Source organism: Salinilacihabitans rarus, assembly GCF_024296665.1.
GTDB classification, from domain to species: Archaea; Halobacteriota; Halobacteria; order Halobacteriales; family Natrialbaceae; genus Salinilacihabitans; species Salinilacihabitans rarus.
This window is the reverse complement of the sequence record NZ_CP100762.1, coordinates 2,933,526-2,948,499: the sequence shown is the minus strand read 5'-3', so window position 1 is coordinate 2,948,499 and position 14,974 is coordinate 2,933,526. Positions and strand designations below refer to the sequence as shown.

The window sequence follows — 14,974 nt, the reverse complement described above, 5'->3', positions numbered from 1 at the left end:
CCGGCAGCGGCGCTCGGCGGCCACCGACCGCCCGCGAGCGGCGCTCATCCGAGGCGGAGGTCCCGCGTCTCGACGGCGTCGCAGACGGGGCAGACGAACTGGTAGCGCACGCGGCTCCCCGAGGCGGTCACCCGCCAGCCCCCCTCGGTGTCGACGTGCCCGCACGCCGAACAGCGCCGCTCCGACGCCTCGAACTTCCGACGGAGCCGTTCGAACGGCGATCGCCCCTTCTCCAGTGCCATGTTTTATCATACCGCATCGAACCCCATAACTGCTGGCCCCACAGTTAATAGCGCCACCTACGCTAGTAGGGTTATGGAGGACGTCGACACCGAACGGAACTCCCGGCCAGTCGGAGGTGGCGAGGGGGCGGCCGCGGCCCTCGCGTACGTCGTCGACCCCGTCGTCGCGGTCGTCGACGGGACGGTCGCGTACGCGAACGAGGCCGCCCGCGACGCGTTCGACCTGCCCCCGGACGCCGACGGGCGACCCGCCGAAACCGTCCTGAACGGCGTCTGGGAGACCCTGGAGGAGGAGATAGCGGAGGCGACCGTCGGGACGAGCAGGCACGTCGCGCTCGACCACGACGGCTACGACGCGCGGGTCCACCGCGGCGCGGACGGCGCGACCGTCACGTTCGAGACGGCCGACGGCCGCCCGACCGACACCGACCGAGCGGTGAAAGCGCGCGCGGTCGACGAGGCGCCGGTCGGCGTGACAATCTCGGACCCCTCGCGGGAGGACAACCCGCTTGTCTACGTCAACGAGGCCTACCGGGAGATCACGGGCTACACGGCCGACGAGGTCGTCGGACAGAACTGCCGGTTCCTGCAGGGCGAGGACACCGACCCGAAGGCAGTCGCCGAGATGCGCCGCGGGATCGACGCCGAGGAGCCGGTGACCGTCGAAGTGAGAAACTACCGGAAGGACGGCTCCCCGTTCTGGAACGAGGTCACCATCGCCCCCGTGCGGGACGACCGCGGGGACCTGACCCACTACGTCGGCTTCCAGAACGAGATCACCGCCCGCAAGGAGGCCGAACTCGAAGCCGAACGCCGCCGGGAGGAACTCGAGTACATTCTCGACCGGGTCGAGGGGCTGATCCAGGACGTCACCGCCGCCGTCGCGGGGTCGACCTCGCGGTCGGACCTCGAAGCGGCCGTCTGCGAGCGCGTCGCGGAGGAACCAGCCTACGAGGGCGCGTGGATCGGCGAGCGCAACCCCGCGACCGAGACCGTCGAGGTCCGCGCGGCCGCCACGGTCGACCCCGAGGACGTCCCGGCCGGCAGCGACCACCCGGCGGCGGCGACGCTGGCGACCGCCGACGCCGCGGTCGAGCGCGTCGACGGGGCGACCCTGGCCGCGTTCCCGCTGCAGTACAACGACGTCGAGTACGGCGTCCTCGTGGTTCGGACGGCCGACGAGCGGCCGGTCGAGGAACGCGAGCGGGTGATCCTCTCGGCGCTCACTCGCGCGGTCGCAAGCGGCGTCAACGCCCGCGAGACCAGCCGAACGCTCGCGACCGACGCCGTCGTCGCCGTCGAACTCGAGGTCGTCGACCGCTCGCTCGCGCCCGTGGCCCTCTCGGCGGACGCCGACTGCCGCCTCGAGTACAACCGATCGGTGCAGGAGGCCGACGCGACGGCCGCGGTGTTCACCGCCGCGGGCGCGTCGACGGCCGATATCGAGGCCGCGGCCGCCGACCTCGACGGGATCGAACTCGAAACGCTCGTCGAGGGCGAGGACGGCGGCGTGGTCGAACTCGCCAGCACGGACGGCCCGGACCTCGTCTCGTGGCTCTCGGACCGCGGCGTCGTCGTCAGGTCCATCGAGGCCGAGGGAGGCAGCGCCAGCGTCGCCCTCGACGTCCCCCGCTCGAAGAACGTCCGCGGGGTCGTCGAGGCCGTCGAGGAACGCTACCCAGGGACGGACGTCACCTCGTTCCGCGGGCGCGAGCGCGACGGCGACACCCGCCGGGAACTGGCGGCGCGACTCGAAGCGGACCTCACGGACCGCCAGTTCGCCACGTTACAGCGGGCCTACCTCGGGGGGTACTTCGAGTGGCCGCGGCCGACGACCGGCGAGGAACTCGCCCAGTCGATGGGCGTCGCCCGCCCGACGTTCCACGAGCACCTGCGGACGGCCGAGGCGAAACTGTGCCGGGCGTTCTTCGGCGACGACTGACGAACCGTTGAACGTGCCCTTACCGGGGTGTAGGCCCCACTTAGCCGCTCGAACGGTCCCGGACGGTCACCCCGGTTTATGTGACCGGTCGGCCTCGGGGTTCGTATGCTCGAACTCGCGACCCCGCTTCAGTTCGGCGGTGGCGGCTTCCTGTACTGGGCGATCGTCTTCTTCGTCCTCGCGCTCGTCGCCGCCGCCGTCGGCGCCCGCGGCGTCGCCGGTATCTCGATGGAGATCGCGCGCATCTTCGTGCTGATCTTCATCGTCCTCGCGATCGTCGCGCTGCTGTTGTAGATCGCGGACGGTCCCAAGCGAGCGCTGCGACCGTCGGCGGTCGTGGGTAGTTGTGGTTACGAAGTGACAGGATTTGCCACTGCCGGGGCCGGATCGACGGTCGGCCAACGTCGTTCCGATCGGCCCCCGCGGCGGCGTCCCGCCGGATCTCCTCGCGTAACCTGAACTGGTTACACATCGTTGGGAACGACTAACAGGATGCGGATCGTACGACAACGTACGGGGTTTACCATGACAGAACTCGGTGGTTTTCAAGACAGGGTTGCTCGCGTCGACCTCGGCGAGGGATCGGTCGGCTACGAGTCGATCGACGACGAGGACGCGGAGAAGTACATCGGCGCTCGCGGCCTCGGGGTGAAGTACGTCTTCGAGCAGGGACCCGACGTCGACCCGCTCGGACCGGACAACCTGCTCGCCTTCGTGAACGGGCCGCTGTCGGGCACGCAGACCACGATGAGCGGCCGGATCGCCGTCGTGACGAAGTCGCCGCTGACCGGCACGGTCACCGACAGCCACCACGGCGGCTGGTCGGGCGCCCGACTGAAGTGGTCCGGCTTCGACGGCCTGCTGTTCGAGGGACAGGCCGACGACCCGGTGTACGCCTTCGTCGAGGACGGCGAGGTCGAACTGCGCGACGCCTCCCACCTCTGGGGGAAGGGCGTCCACGAGACCCGCGACACGATCGAAGAGGAGGTCGACGGCACCTACGGGAAGAACCTCTCGATCATGGCCATCGGGCCCGGCGGGGAAAACGAGGTGCGCTACGCCTGCATCATCAACGAGGACGACCGCGCCTCGGGCCGCGGCGGCACCGGCTGCGTGATGGGTAACAAGGGCCTGAAGGCGATCGTCGTCAAGTCGACGACGAGGATGCCCCAGCCCGCCGACCCGGAGACGTTCAAGGAGGGCCACCAGCAGGCGATGCAGGCCATCCAGGAGTCGGACGTCACCGCGCCCAACGAGGGCGGGCTCTCGATGTACGGGACGAACGTCCTGATGAACATCACCGAGGAGATGGACGGCCTTCCGACGCGCAACGGCCGGTACACCTCGACCGAGAGCGCCCGCGAGGAACTCGGGATGGACCTCGACGCCGAGGAGGTCTCCGGCGAGAACGTCCGCGAGAACATCCTCGTCGACGAGCCGACGTGTCACTCCTGTCCGGTCGCCTGCAAGAAGGAAGTCGAAGTGCAGGCGATGCACAAAGGCGAGGAGATGAACGTCCGGATGGAGTCCTACGAGTACGAGTCGGCGTTCGCGCTCGGGCCGAACTCCGGACACAGCGAGCGCGACGACGTCGCGCTCATGATCGACCGCTGTAACGACATGGGCATCGACACCATCGAGACGGGCAACATGATGGCGATGGCCATGGAGATGTCCGAGGAGGGCAAACTCGACGACGTCGGCGGGTTGGAGTGGGGCGACACCGAGACCATGATCGAGATGATCGAGCGGATCGCCCACCGCGAGGACGGCCTCCCGGACCTGCTGGCGGAGGGCGCCCGCCGGATCGCCGAGGCCCGCGACGCCCACGACAACTCGCTGGCCGTCAAGGGCCAGACGATTCCGGCCTACGACCCCCGCTGCATGAAGGGGATGGGCATCGGCTACGCCACCTCCAACCGCGGGGCCTGCCACCTGCGCGGGTACACCCCCGCCGCGGAGATTCTCGGCGTCCCCGAGAAGGTCGATCCCTACGAGTGGGAGGGCAAGGGCGAACTGACGGCCGCCTTCCAGAACCTCCACGCCATCTCCGACAGCTTCGACATCTGCAAGTTCAACGCCTTCGCCGAGGGCATCGAGGAGTACGTCCTCCAGTACAACGGGATGACCGGCCGCGACGTCACCGAGGACGAACTGATGGAGGCCGGCAAGCGCATCTACAACCTCGAACGCTACTACAACAACCTCGTCGGCTTCGACGGCGACGACGACTCGCTGCCGGAGCGGTTCCTCGAAGACGGCGTCCGCGGTCAGGGCGCCAGCGAGGGCGAGTACTGCGAACTCGAGGAGATGAAAGAAGAGTACTACGAGCACCGCGGCTGGGTCGACGGCGTCGTCCCCGACGAGAAACTCGACGAACTCGGGATCGACATCGGCCCCGGCACCGGCGTCAGCGGCGACGGTGGGGCGGCGGCCCCGTCCGACGACTGATCGGGGAGGCGTCTCGTCGCCGACCCGCAGTCTCGGACGGGCAGGACGACGACTGATCGGGGCGGCGTCTCGTCGCCGACCCGCGGTCGCTGACGAATAACGCGACTTCCTTCTCGCCGCGATTTGCAGGGTCAACCCCCGAACAGGTCAATAGATTTTTATCAAATCAGCCGAACGGTTCTCGGCATGAAGTTGACGAAACAGTGGAGGGGGGTCACCGGCTACATGATCAAGGATCCGGACGCGTTCTTCTCGAACTACGCCGAATCCCACGGGGTCGGCTACCCGCTCGCGTACATGTTGCTGACCTGCGCGGTGGCGATGGTGCCGCTGGGCCTGCTCTGGGTCGGCGGCAACCTCTCGACGCCCAGCGAGGCGCTCCTCGGGGCCGGAGTCGCCGTCGCGTTCGGACTGCTGTTGTGGGTGCAGGCGGTCGTCGAGGCGCTCGTCGCCCACGGCGTCCTCTACCTGTTCGGCGCACGCGGGGTCGCGACGACGCTCGAAGCGTACGCCTTCCCGCTGGTCGTCCGTTTCGGGCTGTGGTGGCTGCCGATCGTCAACCTTGCGCTGGGCATCTACGGCCTCTACCTCCAGATCAAGGGGCTCTCCGCGTTCCACGACGTGTCGGGGGGCAAGGCCGCCGTCGCCGCGATACTCGGCCTCGTCCTCTACCTCCCCACGGTCGTGGTCCTCGCGGCGATCCTCGGCGCTTTCGTCCTCGACATGGGCACGACGGTCTGAGACCGTCCTCGCAGCGGCTCACCGCCCGAGAACCGACCCGTCCTCCAGCCGATCGATCACGGCGTCCGTGAGATCGGTGAGGTACGGAATGCCCCACAGCGCCACGACGACGCCGCCGACCGTGTCGAAGACGAGGTCGGTCATCGTGTCGTGGAGGCCGCGCTGGGACAGCGGCATCTCCAGACCGCTCGCGCCGGCGACGGCGTCGAGCCCGAACTCGCCGAACTCCCAGTAGACGCCCAGCGCGACGACGAACAGGACGACGAAGCCGGGGAGCAGCGGCGGCGGCAGGTGAACGTCGTCCCGGCAGGCGTCGAGCGTCCTGAGGGCGACGTAGCCGAGGCCGCCGACGAGCGTCGCCGACAGCGGGTGGGTGAGGTTGTGCCACCAGAATGTCAGGTCGTACAGCGCCGCCGACCCGATCCCGTGGAGGAACGCCACGAACGTGATCCAGAGGACGAGCCCCGAGTCGAACGGGAGGCCGTACCGCCGCCGGAGGGCGGCGGGCAGGTAGGTGACGACGAGCATTCCGGCCGCGTTCGCCGCGGCGCGGACCTCGAACGCGACGAGGCCGTACGCCAGCACGGCGACGATGCCGACACGCAGCGCCCGGATCGCCAGCCGCTGGCGGCGCGCGGACGCCGGGAGGCGGTCCTCGAGCGTCGGGTAGTCGTCGACGTCCGTCCGCCGCGCGAAGACGTCCTCGTCGACCCCGTCGACGGGCGCGGAGACGAGTTCCTCGCCGGGGAACCGGCGGTAGTAGCGGTCGAAGAGCAGGCCCGCGACCAGCCCCGACCCCGTGGCCGCGAACAGCAGCCACATCAGCCGGTCGTTGCCCGGCACGCCGTCCGTGCCGACGACGAGGTCCCCCAGCCACGTGGCGGTCGCCCAGCCGGCCGCGAGCGCGGCCGACAGCATCGCCACGAACGCGACCGCGAGCCACCGTTCGAGGCTGACCTCGGTGAGCGCGTGCAGTTCGAGGGTGAGCGCGAGCGCGAGCGCCGCCGCCCCCGCGTAGAGGGTGAGCTGTCGGGCGAACCCGCCCGGCGCGAGGACGGCGCCGACGACCGGGAGCACCGCGACGACGGTCACCTCCCACGGCAGCGCGGCCCGCCGCGAGTCGAGCGCGAGTACGGGGACGAGCGCCACTGCCGCGACGGTCGCGGCGAAGAGGGCGTCGTGGACCGCGCCGTCGAGGAGGCCGCGCGCGCCGACCAGCAGGACCGCGACGACCGCCGCCCACGAGAGGTAGGCGTTCGATCGCTCGCCGTGGAACGACCGGGTCGGCGACCGCGCCGCAGGCTCGTCGTCTCCGTCGATCATCGTGGGAGGGCGTCGCCCTACCCCCGGCATCGGCTAAAGCCTGCGGCCTGCACATCCCCCTTCTCCCCGCCCGCGTCACGGAGCGAACCCAAACGGTTTCACCGCGGCCGGTGGCCCTCCGCGTATGCCCGAACCGACTCGGAGCGCGCGGGCGACGGCCGACCGTCCCGCGGTCGACGTCGACGCCCTCGTGACCCACCGCGAGGTGATCGCCGACGGCGTCCGCCTGCACTACGTCGAGGCCGGCCCCGAGGACGGCCCGCTCGTGGTCCTGCTGCACGGCTTCCCCGAGTGCTGGTACACCTGGCGGCGCCAGCTTCCCGCGCTCGCGGACGCCGGCTTCCGCGTCGTCGCGCCCGACATGCGCGGCTACAACCGCTCGGAGAAACCCCACGGAATCGACGCCTACCGGCTCGACCGCCTCGCCGGCGACGTCGCGGGCCTGATCGCGGCCGTCGCCCGCGAGGGCGAGGGCGAGGGCGAGAGTGCGGACGCTAGCGCCCACGTCGTCGGTCACGACTGGGGCGGCGCCGTCGCGTGGGCGACCGCCGCGGCTCACCCCGACGCCGTCGACCGCCTCGTCGTCCTGAACGCGCCGCATCCGTTCGAGGGCGTCCGGGAACTCTCGCTCGAACAACTCGCCCGGTCGTGGTACGTGCTGTACTTCCAGCTCCCCCGACTGCCGGAAGCCGGGCTTCGCGCGGGGGACTTCCGCGCGCTCGAACGCCTCTTCCGCGAGGGGACGGTCCGCGAGGACGCGTTCACCGACGAGGACGTGCGCCGGTTCGCGGCGGCGATGGGACGCCCGGGCGCGCTGCGCTCGGCGCTCGGCTACTACCGGGCGTTCGTCCGGAGGACCGTCCCCGAGCACCTGCCCGGCGCGATTCCGCTCGTCGGCCCGCGGCTCGTCGACCCGGTCGACCCCGTGACGGCGCCGACGCTCGTGCTGTGGGGCGAGCGGGACGCCGCGCTCGCCGTCGAGCGGACGCGGGGGCTCGACCGGTACGCGACCGACGTCCGCGTCGAACGGTTCCCCGACGCCGGCCACTGGGTCCACGTCGACCGTCCGGCGCGGGTGAGCGACGCCATCGTCGAGTTCCTCCCGGAGTGAACGACCGTCTTCCAGCGGCACCCTGCCGCGCCCGATGAAACGGTGACTGTTCGTCCGCCGGGGCGACACGTGTCTTCGACGATATAAATATTTTAGTGAGTATCGCCGAAAGTTATCTAACTTTACTTCGAAAACGTTCATAGTAACGAAAGCGAATGGTGGAGTCGTATGGCACGCGAACTGCACGCCAGAGGCCGGACAGCGACGCGAACGCTGTGCTGGCTGGGTATCGGATTGCTCCTCGCGGGTCTGCTCGCGCCGACGGCCGCCGCGGCCGGGACGGCGAGTGTGGACGACGCGACGGACGGAACGAACGACGCGCTCGCGGACCGGATCGACGTCGACCTCGCCTGGGTCGATAGCCTGCTGGACGGCGTCGCCGAGGACGGCGCCGTCGAGACGGTCACCGAGACCGGCGACCTCGACGTCGAGGTCGACGTCGGCGCGTCCGGCGACTCGGTCGTGGACGTCGACTGGATCACGACGGATCGGGACGACGACGCCGTCGGCGTCGACGATTCGGACAGCTTCGACGCCTTCGACGACTTCGAGTTCGACTTCGACTTCGGCGACGCCGACGAACCTGCCGACGACGGCGCTGACGACGACGGGGCGGACGAGTCCGAAGAGTCCGACGACGACGAGACGGACGACGAGGGAGACGAGGCTGACGACGAGGTCGACGACGACGCAGACGATGCCGACGACTCGACCGACGTCGAGGAACCCGAAGACTCCGACGGGACCGACGACGCGGACGAACTCGAAGACTCCGACGGGACCGACGACGCGGACGAACTCGAAGACTCCGACGGGACCGACGACGCGGACGAACTCGAAGACTCCGACGGGACCGACGCCGACGAGCCCGAAGACTCCGACGACACCGACGACGCGGCCGACGGACTGAGCTACGAGGAGCAGGTCGAGCGCGCCATCCACGAGGAGGTAAACGAGGTGCGGACCGACCGCGGCCTCCGTGCGCTCGAGTACGACGAGGACCTCGCCGCCGTCGCCCGCGCGCACAGCGAGGACATGGCCGAGAACCGGTTCCTCTCGCACACCGGCTCCGACGGGTCGACCGTCGGCGACCGCTACGACCGCGCCGGCGTCACCTGTCAGGCCTGGGGCGAGAACGCCCTCTACAACTACCACGCCGGCGAGGACCCCGAGACCGTCGCCCAGAAGAGCGTCCAGCAGTGGATGGACAGCCCCGGCCACCGCGAGAACCTGCTCGACTCGCGCTGGGACGCCGAGGGCATCGGCGTCGCGGTCACCGACGACGGCCGGCTGTACGCCACCCAGAACTTCGGCTCGAACTGCAACTGATCGCGACCCTCCTTTTAACGGCGACTCGGACGCGAGTAAACGTTTAACTCGCCCCGCTGCGGTCGATGGCCTATGAGTGTCGACGACGACCCGGACCCGGCGCCGGGGTTCGGCGCGCGGTCGGGCTGGAGCCGCGAGCAGGCCGAGCGAATCGAACGGACGCCTTCGAACACCGCCCCCGTGGTCTACCCGCCGGCGGCCGACCCGGCCCCGGACGTACACGTCTGGGACACGTGGTTCCTGCGCGAGCGCGACGGTTCGATCGCCGAGGTCGACGGCTGGCGCGTGATCTTCTCGCTGACCGCCCCCGCGGACTGCCTGCCGGGCAAACGCCACGACGTCGCGACGATCCGGTACTTCTACTCCCGCGACGGCGAGCGCTGGCACGCGGGCGGGCCCGTCTTCGAGGCGGGACGCGCCCTGGGCTCCCGGCAGTGGGCCGGTTCGGCGCTGTACGACGACGACGGCACCGTGTCCCTCTTCTACACCGCCGCCGGCTTCCGCGACGAGGCCGACCTTACCTACCACCAGCGCATCGCCGTCGGCGCCGGCGGCCGGATCGACGCCGACGGGGACGGCCTCGAACTCGTCGGCCCGTTCGACCACGAGATCCTGCTCGCGGCCGACGGCGACCGCTACGAGACCGAGGCGCAATCGCGCGGGATGATCTACACCTTCCGCGACCCGTGGTTCTACGAGGACCCCGCGACGGGCGAGACCCACCTCCTGTTCGAGGCGAACACGCCCGTCCCCGAGGGTGCCGCGGTCGCCGACGGCGACCCCGCACGACAGGCGTTCAACGGCTCGGTCGGCCTCGCGACGTCGCCGACCGGCGACCCGACCGACTGGGTCTTCGAGGAGCCGATCCTCGACGCCGTCGGGGTCAATCAGGAGCTAGAGCGCCCCCACGTCGTCGAGCGAGACGGCCGCTACCACCTCTTCGTCTCGAGTCACCTGCACACGTTCGCGCCCGACCTCGAGGGGCACGACGCGCTGTACGGCTTCGTCGCGGACTCGCTGCGCGGGCCGTACCGGCCGCTGAACGGCTCCGGGCTGGTGCTGACCAACCCCGCGAACGCGCCGTACCAGACCTACTCGTGGCTCGCCTACGAGCACGCGGGCGAACTGCTGGTTTCGAGTTTCTTCAACTACTACGACCTCGGCGGCCTCGGCATCGACGACGTCGGGACCCTCCCCGGCGAGGAGCAACTGCGCCGGTTCGGCGGCACCGTGGCGCCGACGATGCGTCTGCGCCTCGACGGCGACCGCACCCGACTCCTCGGCAAACTCGCCCACTGGCACCTGCCGGCGGGCGACGACGACCTGCCGCCGCTGCTGGGCGACCTCGTCGCGGACGGACGGCTCGGCGGAGAGGGCGGAGAAGAGACGGCGACGTACGAATACTCGTATCCGTAGCCGAAGGCGACGCCCAACCGGTCGCCGCCCCGACTGGTACGGGGACGGTTTTTCCCCCCTCGCGGCGAACGGAGCCGCGATGGTCGCCCGGATCGGACTCACCGGCGACGTCATGCTCGGGCGCGTCGTCGACCGGCGCCAGCGACGCCGGCCGGTCGACGCCGTCTGGGGCGACGTCCACGACCGGTTGCGGGACCTCGACGGCCTGCTGATCAACCTCGAGTGCTGTCTCTCGACGCGCGGGCGGCCGTGGCGACGGACCCGCCGGCCGTTTCACTTCCGCGCGGACCCCGACTGGGCCGTCCCGGCGCTCTCCCGCGCGGGCGTCGACGCCTGCGCGCTCGCGAACAACCACGTCCTCGACTACGAGGAGCCGGCGCTGCGGGACACCCTCGATCACCTCGACGGGGCGGGCATCGCCCGCGCGGGCGCCGGGCGGACGCTCGACGAGGCGCTCGACCCCGCGACCTTCGACGCCGGCGACCTCGACGTCGCGGTCGTCTCGCTGACCGACAACACGCCCGAGTTCGCCGCCGACGAGGACTCGCCGGGGACGGCGTGGGTCGAGATCGACGCCGGCGACGACCGGAGCCGCCGGATCGTCCGCGAGGCGCTCGGCCGGGCGCGGGCCGCCGATCCGGACCTGCTCGTCGCCTCGCTGCACTGGGGGCCGAACATGCGGACGACCCCGCCCGAGCCGTTCCGCGAGTTCGCCCGCTGGCTCGTCGACGAGGGCGTCGACGTCGTCCACGGCCACAGCGCCCACGTCTTCCAGGGGATCGAGGCGTACGACGGAACGCCGATCTGTTACGACACCGGCGACTTCGTCGACGACTACGCGGTCGACCCCGGGTTGCGAAACGACCGCGGCTTCCTCTTCGAACTGTCGGCGGACGACGAGGGTCGGCCGACGGAACTCCGCCTGCTCCCGACGGAGATCGACGACTGCCGCGTCCAGCGGGCGGGACCGGAGGCGGCGAGGTGGAGCCGCGAGCGGATGCGGGAGCTATCGGAACCGTTCGGGACCGAGTTCGAGCGCGACGGCGAGGAACTCGTGCTGTCGTTCGGGGCGTAAGCGTCAGGAGCGCCCGCGCTCGCGCTCGACGGCCTCGACCCGGTCGCCGAGGTCCTGCTCGCGGTCGGGCTGGTCGTCGATCTCCAGCGAGGTGAGCACGCGATCCTCGTCGATCGCGTCGTGGGCGGCGCGGGCGGCCGCGAAGATCTCGCCGGCGTCGTCGGCTTCGAGGACGGTTCCCATCGGCGTCAGTTCGTACGTTACGTCGAACGCCTCGACGGCGTCGAGCGCCGCGGCGATGTCCTCGGACATGCGTTGCTCGCGGATCGGAACGACCTCGAGTCTGGCGATGGCTGTCATGGGTGGAGTGAACGGCGATACGGGGCCGTCCGCCGGACGTACCACGACCGGGGCCAAGTTCCTTTGCGGGGCGACCCGCAAGGTGGAAGCTCTAAGGCGGTCCTCGGTGGAAGAGCCCGCGGAGCCATGGAGTACGTCTACGCCGCGATGATCCTGCACGAGGCGGACCGGGAGGTGACCGAGGAGAACGTGACGGCGGTCCTGGAGGCGGCCGGCGCCGACGTCGACGACTCGCGGGTCCGCGCGCTCGTCGCCGCGCTGGCGGACGTCGACATCGACGAAGCGGTCGCCGAGGCGACGGCCGTCCCCGCCGCGGGCGCCGCCGAGCCGGCCGAAGCCGACGCCGAGGCCGAGGAGGCCGAAGCCGAGGAAGAAGAGCCCGAAGCGGAGGCGGAACCCGAGGAGGAAGCGGAGGACGTGTCGGCGGAGGGGCTCGGCGACCTGTTCGGCTGACGCCGGCGCCGTCGGCTCACTCCGGGTCCCACGCGCCCTCGAGCCGCCAGACCGTACACGCCACGCGAGCGTCGCCGCCGTCGGCCGCCAGCGAGACGCCGGTCGCGTCGGCGAGCGTGGGGTAGACCCGGCTCGTGAGACAGCGGCGCTCGTTCGCGAAGGCCTCGATCACGGAGCCGTCGACGAAGACCCGCAGCGAGAGCGGGCCGTCGGCGTCGACCGGCATCGACTGTGCGGTCTCGGTCGCCTCCGGGTCGCGGCTCGACCGACGCCGGTCGACCGTGACCGACTCGCCGTCGTACCGCAGGACCGTCCGCTCGGCGCCGTCGGGCGTCTCGAACAGGCGCAGGTCGACCGCCTCGGCCCCTCCGAGGCCGACTTCGAGCGCGAGTTCGAGCGCGCGACCGTCGGCGACCGAAACGGGCTCGCCGGCCGACGGCGCGAGCGTCGCGTCGACGAGCGGGTCGCCCCGCAGCGCCTCGAGTTCCGCCGCGGGGCGCTGGCGGAGCGTCCCGTCCTCGCCGAGCGAGAGTTCCCGGGGCAGCGAGAGCGTCCCCGACCAGCCGGCGTCCCACTGGGCCGCCGCCGACCGGGCCTCGGGGAGCCACCCCCACGTGAGGGTCCGACCGTCCGAGAGAGTCATCGACTGCGGGGCGTAGTAGTCGCCGTAGTCGAGCAGCCCCCGCTCCTCGGGTTCGAAGGTGCCCGTCCCGAGGTCGGTCTCGCCGAGGAAGTAGCGCACCTCCTCGTAGTTCGAGACGTGCAGCAGGTCGCGCGCGCCGAGGTCGAGCAGTTCGGGACACTCCCAGACCTCGCCGGCGCCGTCCCAGTCGCCGACGAGCAGCGGGCCGACGTACGCCCAGCTTTCGAGGTCCTCGCCCCGGTAGAGCAGGGCCGCGCCGCCGACGTCCCGGACGCCGGAGCCGATGACGTGGTACCACGTCCCGTCCTCGCGCCAGACGCAGTGGTCGCGGAACTCGGCGGCCCAGTGGTCGGTCTCCAGGACGTCGAGGTCGGCCGGCGCGGCGTCGATGATCGGGTTGGCGTCGTGCTTGTGCCACGACCGCAGGTCGTCGTCGGCCGCGGTGGCGAGACACGGCAACTGCTTCCGGTCGCGGCCGCCGGTGTAGAGCAGGGCGGGGACGCCGTCGTCGTCGATCGCACACCCCGACCAGCAGCCGTCGCGGTCGGGTCCGTTCGGCGAGGGCGTCAACGCGACGGGTTCGTCCCGCCAGCGCACGAGGTCGTCGCTGACGGCGTGCCCCCAGTGGATCGCGTGGTGGTACGGCCCGCCGGGGTTGTACTGGTAGAAGACGTGGTAGCGGCCGTTCCACTCGAACAGGCCGTTGGGGTCGTTGAGCCAGTTCGCCGGCGGCGCGAGGTGGTAACGCGGCCGGTGGGGGTCGTCCGCGAGCGCCGCGCGCATGGCCCGGAGGCCCGCGGCGGCTTTCGGTCGGCCGGTGGGGACGGGCGAGCCCCCGCCGTCCGCGTCGCCCGCGAGGTACCGGAGGGCGTTCCCGACCAGCCGCCGGCCGTTGCCGGCGTGGTCGGCGTCGCCGGCGAACGCGAGCGCCGTCCCGGCGCCGAGGACGGCGCCGTCGCCGACCCGCCAGGAGAACAGCGTCGCCTCGTGGGGGACGTCGTCGGGGCCGCGGACCGTACAGCCGAGCACGTCGGCGCGCTCCGGGAGCAGACGCTCGTAGCGGGCGAACGGGCTCGACGGCGTCGGCTCGCGCGTCGGCACGCGCAGGCGCTCGAAGCCGTCGAAGACGGGGTGGTCGGCGTAGATGGCCTTCCGGAGGTAGCCCGTCGGCTCGGGCAGTTCCTCGCGGCCGGCGGCGTCCGGCGGGACGGGGTCGATCCCCCAGGCGGCGACCGCCGAGAGGGCGTGCAGCGTCAGCAACAGACCGCCCCCGCCCTCCAGATAGGACTCGATCGCGGGCCGGCAGGCGGCCACGCGGTCGGTCACCGACAGGGGGGCGTCGCGGTGCCACCAGCAGACGTCGTACGCGGCGAGGTCGGCGCGTCCGTCGCGGACCGCGGCCATCGGGACGGCCTCGACCTCGCCGGCCTCGCTCGCCCACTCGACGGCGGCCCGCTGCTCCCGTGACTGCGTCTCGAGGTACAGGCAGGCCACCCGGCGCTCGTCGCTCATGCCGTAGGGTTCTCTCGGTCGCGAGTAAAAACGTTTCTCGGCGGGGGCACGCGCCTCACTCGGTCTCCGCGTCCGCTTCCGTCGCCACGATCACCGGCTCTCGGATTTCGAGGGCGGTCTCGAACTCCGCCTCGCGGCCCGCCCGGCGGCCGATCCGCAGCAGTTGCTCCTCGTGGGCGCGCCGGACCGCGGCGACCTCCCGCCGCGAGAACCCGAGGCGCTCGCCCACGTCCTCCCAGTGGCCCCACTCGACGAGGAACGCCGCGCGCTCGTCGTCCTCGTGGACGCACTCGTACTCCCGGCGGTAGCGCTCGACCCCGGGGTCGAGTTCGTCCCGCACGCGGTCGACCAGTTCCGGCAGCCGCGTCGGCGGGACGCTCGCCTTCGCCGCCGCGAGCAACAGGACCTGCCCTTCGATCGGATCGCCCGCCATCGC

The 14,974-nt window shown here is 71.2% G+C and carries 14 protein-coding genes; 9 read left to right on the top strand and 5 right to left on the bottom strand.

Annotated elements, in window-relative coordinates; genetic code table 11:
* Positions 1-44: 44 nt before the first annotated feature.
* Positions 45-242, bottom strand: coding sequence for an HVO_0649 family zinc finger protein (locus NKG98_RS15495; RefSeq protein WP_425504352.1), 198 nt, complete (start codon positions 240-242; stop codon positions 45-47).
* 73 nt (positions 243-315) lie between these two features.
* On the opposite strand from NKG98_RS15495, the gene NKG98_RS15490 reads away from it, so the two are divergent.
* The 4 genes from NKG98_RS15490 to NKG98_RS15475 all read left to right on the top strand — a co-directional run bounded on the left by NKG98_RS15490 (position 316) and on the right by NKG98_RS15475 (position 5,376).
* Positions 316-2,184, top strand: a complete 1,869-nt coding sequence (locus tag NKG98_RS15490) for a bacterio-opsin activator domain-containing protein (RefSeq protein WP_254766933.1) — start codon at positions 316-318, stop codon at positions 2,182-2,184.
* 105 nt (positions 2,185-2,289) lie between these two features.
* Complete coding sequence (locus NKG98_RS15485) at positions 2,290-2,478, top strand: DUF1328 family protein (RefSeq protein WP_254766932.1); 189 nt, start codon at positions 2,290-2,292, stop codon at positions 2,476-2,478.
* A 231-nt stretch (positions 2,479-2,709) separates the two neighbouring features.
* A complete protein-coding gene (locus NKG98_RS15480) occupies positions 2,710-4,635 on the top strand; it encodes an aldehyde ferredoxin oxidoreductase family protein (protein ID WP_254766931.1) in 1,926 nt (641 codons plus the stop codon).
* A 186-nt stretch (positions 4,636-4,821) separates the two neighbouring features.
* A complete protein-coding gene (locus tag NKG98_RS15475; RefSeq protein ID WP_254766930.1) occupies positions 4,822-5,376 on the top strand; it encodes a YIP1 family protein in 555 nt (184 codons plus the stop codon).
* Between the two features lie 18 nt (positions 5,377-5,394).
* Here NKG98_RS15475 and NKG98_RS15470 read toward each other — a convergent pair whose 3' ends face one another.
* Positions 5,395-6,699, bottom strand: coding sequence for a DUF2238 domain-containing protein (locus NKG98_RS15470; protein WP_254766929.1), 1,305 nt, complete (start codon positions 6,697-6,699; stop codon positions 5,395-5,397).
* 124 nt (positions 6,700-6,823) lie between these two features.
* Between NKG98_RS15470 and NKG98_RS15465 the strand changes: the two genes are divergently transcribed.
* From NKG98_RS15465 to NKG98_RS15450, 4 genes are all read left to right on the top strand, one after another.
* Entirely contained in the window at positions 6,824-7,810 is a 987-nt protein-coding gene (locus tag NKG98_RS15465) for an alpha/beta fold hydrolase (protein ID WP_254766928.1), read from the top strand.
* A gap of 168 nt (positions 7,811-7,978) precedes the next feature.
* Positions 7,979-9,139, top strand: coding sequence for a CAP domain-containing protein (locus NKG98_RS15460; protein WP_254766927.1), 1,161 nt, complete (start codon positions 7,979-7,981; stop codon positions 9,137-9,139).
* Positions 9,140-9,211: 72 nt separating this feature from the next.
* Positions 9,212-10,555 (top strand): glycoside hydrolase family 68 protein, encoded by a 1,344-nt coding sequence (locus NKG98_RS15455; RefSeq protein WP_254766926.1) that lies wholly within the window; start codon positions 9,212-9,214, stop codon positions 10,553-10,555.
* Between the two features lie 79 nt (positions 10,556-10,634).
* Positions 10,635-11,630: a CapA family protein gene (locus NKG98_RS15450; RefSeq protein ID WP_254766925.1), complete on the top strand. Its 996-nt coding sequence runs from the start codon at positions 10,635-10,637 to the stop codon at positions 11,628-11,630.
* 3 nt (positions 11,631-11,633) lie between these two features.
* Here NKG98_RS15450 and NKG98_RS15445 read toward each other — a convergent pair whose 3' ends face one another.
* A complete protein-coding gene (locus NKG98_RS15445; protein ID WP_254766924.1) occupies positions 11,634-11,930 on the bottom strand; it encodes a thiamine-binding protein in 297 nt (98 codons plus the stop codon).
* A 126-nt stretch (positions 11,931-12,056) separates the two neighbouring features.
* On the opposite strand from NKG98_RS15445, the gene rpl12p reads away from it, so the two are divergent.
* A complete protein-coding gene (gene rpl12p, locus NKG98_RS15440) occupies positions 12,057-12,383 on the top strand; it encodes a 50S ribosomal protein P1 (protein WP_254766923.1) in 327 nt (108 codons plus the stop codon).
* A 16-nt stretch (positions 12,384-12,399) separates the two neighbouring features.
* Here the strand turns inward: rpl12p and NKG98_RS15435 are convergent, their stop codons facing one another.
* Both NKG98_RS15435 and NKG98_RS15430 read right to left on the bottom strand, forming a co-directional pair.
* Positions 12,400-14,538, bottom strand: a complete 2,139-nt coding sequence (locus NKG98_RS15435) for a glycoside hydrolase family 32 protein (RefSeq protein WP_254766922.1) — start codon at positions 14,536-14,538, stop codon at positions 12,400-12,402.
* A gap of 55 nt (positions 14,539-14,593) precedes the next feature.
* Positions 14,594-14,971, bottom strand: a complete 378-nt coding sequence (locus NKG98_RS15430; RefSeq protein WP_254766921.1) for a DUF8048 family protein — start codon at positions 14,969-14,971, stop codon at positions 14,594-14,596.
* Between the last annotated feature and the right edge of the window lie 3 nt (positions 14,972-14,974).

Excerpts from the sequence above, each read along its gene's own strand:
- NKG98_RS15485 (WP_254766932.1), top strand. The coding sequence starts at position 2,290 with ATGCTCGAACTCGCGACCCCGCTTCAGTTCGGCGGTGGCGGCTTCCTG.
- NKG98_RS15430 (WP_254766921.1), bottom strand. The coding sequence starts at position 14,971 with ATGGCGGGCGATCCGATCGAAGGGCAGGTCCTGTTGCTCGCGGCGGCG.
- NKG98_RS15460 (WP_254766927.1), top strand. The coding sequence starts at position 7,979 with ATGGCACGCGAACTGCACGCCAGAGGCCGGACAGCGACGCGAACGCTG.
- NKG98_RS15455 (WP_254766926.1), top strand. The coding sequence starts at position 9,212 with ATGAGTGTCGACGACGACCCGGACCCGGCGCCGGGGTTCGGCGCGCGG.
- rpl12p (WP_254766923.1), top strand. The coding sequence starts at position 12,057 with ATGGAGTACGTCTACGCCGCGATGATCCTGCACGAGGCGGACCGGGAG.
- NKG98_RS15470 (WP_254766929.1), bottom strand. The coding sequence starts at position 6,699 with ATGATCGACGGAGACGACGAGCCTGCGGCGCGGTCGCCGACCCGGTCG.
- NKG98_RS15495 (WP_425504352.1), bottom strand. The coding sequence starts at position 242 with ATGGCACTGGAGAAGGGGCGATCGCCGTTCGAACGGCTCCGTCGGAAG.
- NKG98_RS15465 (WP_254766928.1), top strand. The coding sequence starts at position 6,824 with ATGCCCGAACCGACTCGGAGCGCGCGGGCGACGGCCGACCGTCCCGCG.
- NKG98_RS15435 (WP_254766922.1), bottom strand. The coding sequence starts at position 14,538 with ATGAGCGACGAGCGCCGGGTGGCCTGCCTGTACCTCGAGACGCAGTCA.
- NKG98_RS15445 (WP_254766924.1), bottom strand. The coding sequence starts at position 11,930 with ATGACAGCCATCGCCAGACTCGAGGTCGTTCCGATCCGCGAGCAACGC.
- NKG98_RS15490 (WP_254766933.1), top strand. The coding sequence starts at position 316 with ATGGAGGACGTCGACACCGAACGGAACTCCCGGCCAGTCGGAGGTGGC.
- NKG98_RS15450 (WP_254766925.1), top strand. The coding sequence starts at position 10,635 with ATGGTCGCCCGGATCGGACTCACCGGCGACGTCATGCTCGGGCGCGTC.
- NKG98_RS15480 (WP_254766931.1), top strand. The coding sequence starts at position 2,710 with ATGACAGAACTCGGTGGTTTTCAAGACAGGGTTGCTCGCGTCGACCTC.
- NKG98_RS15475 (WP_254766930.1), top strand. The coding sequence starts at position 4,822 with ATGAAGTTGACGAAACAGTGGAGGGGGGTCACCGGCTACATGATCAAG.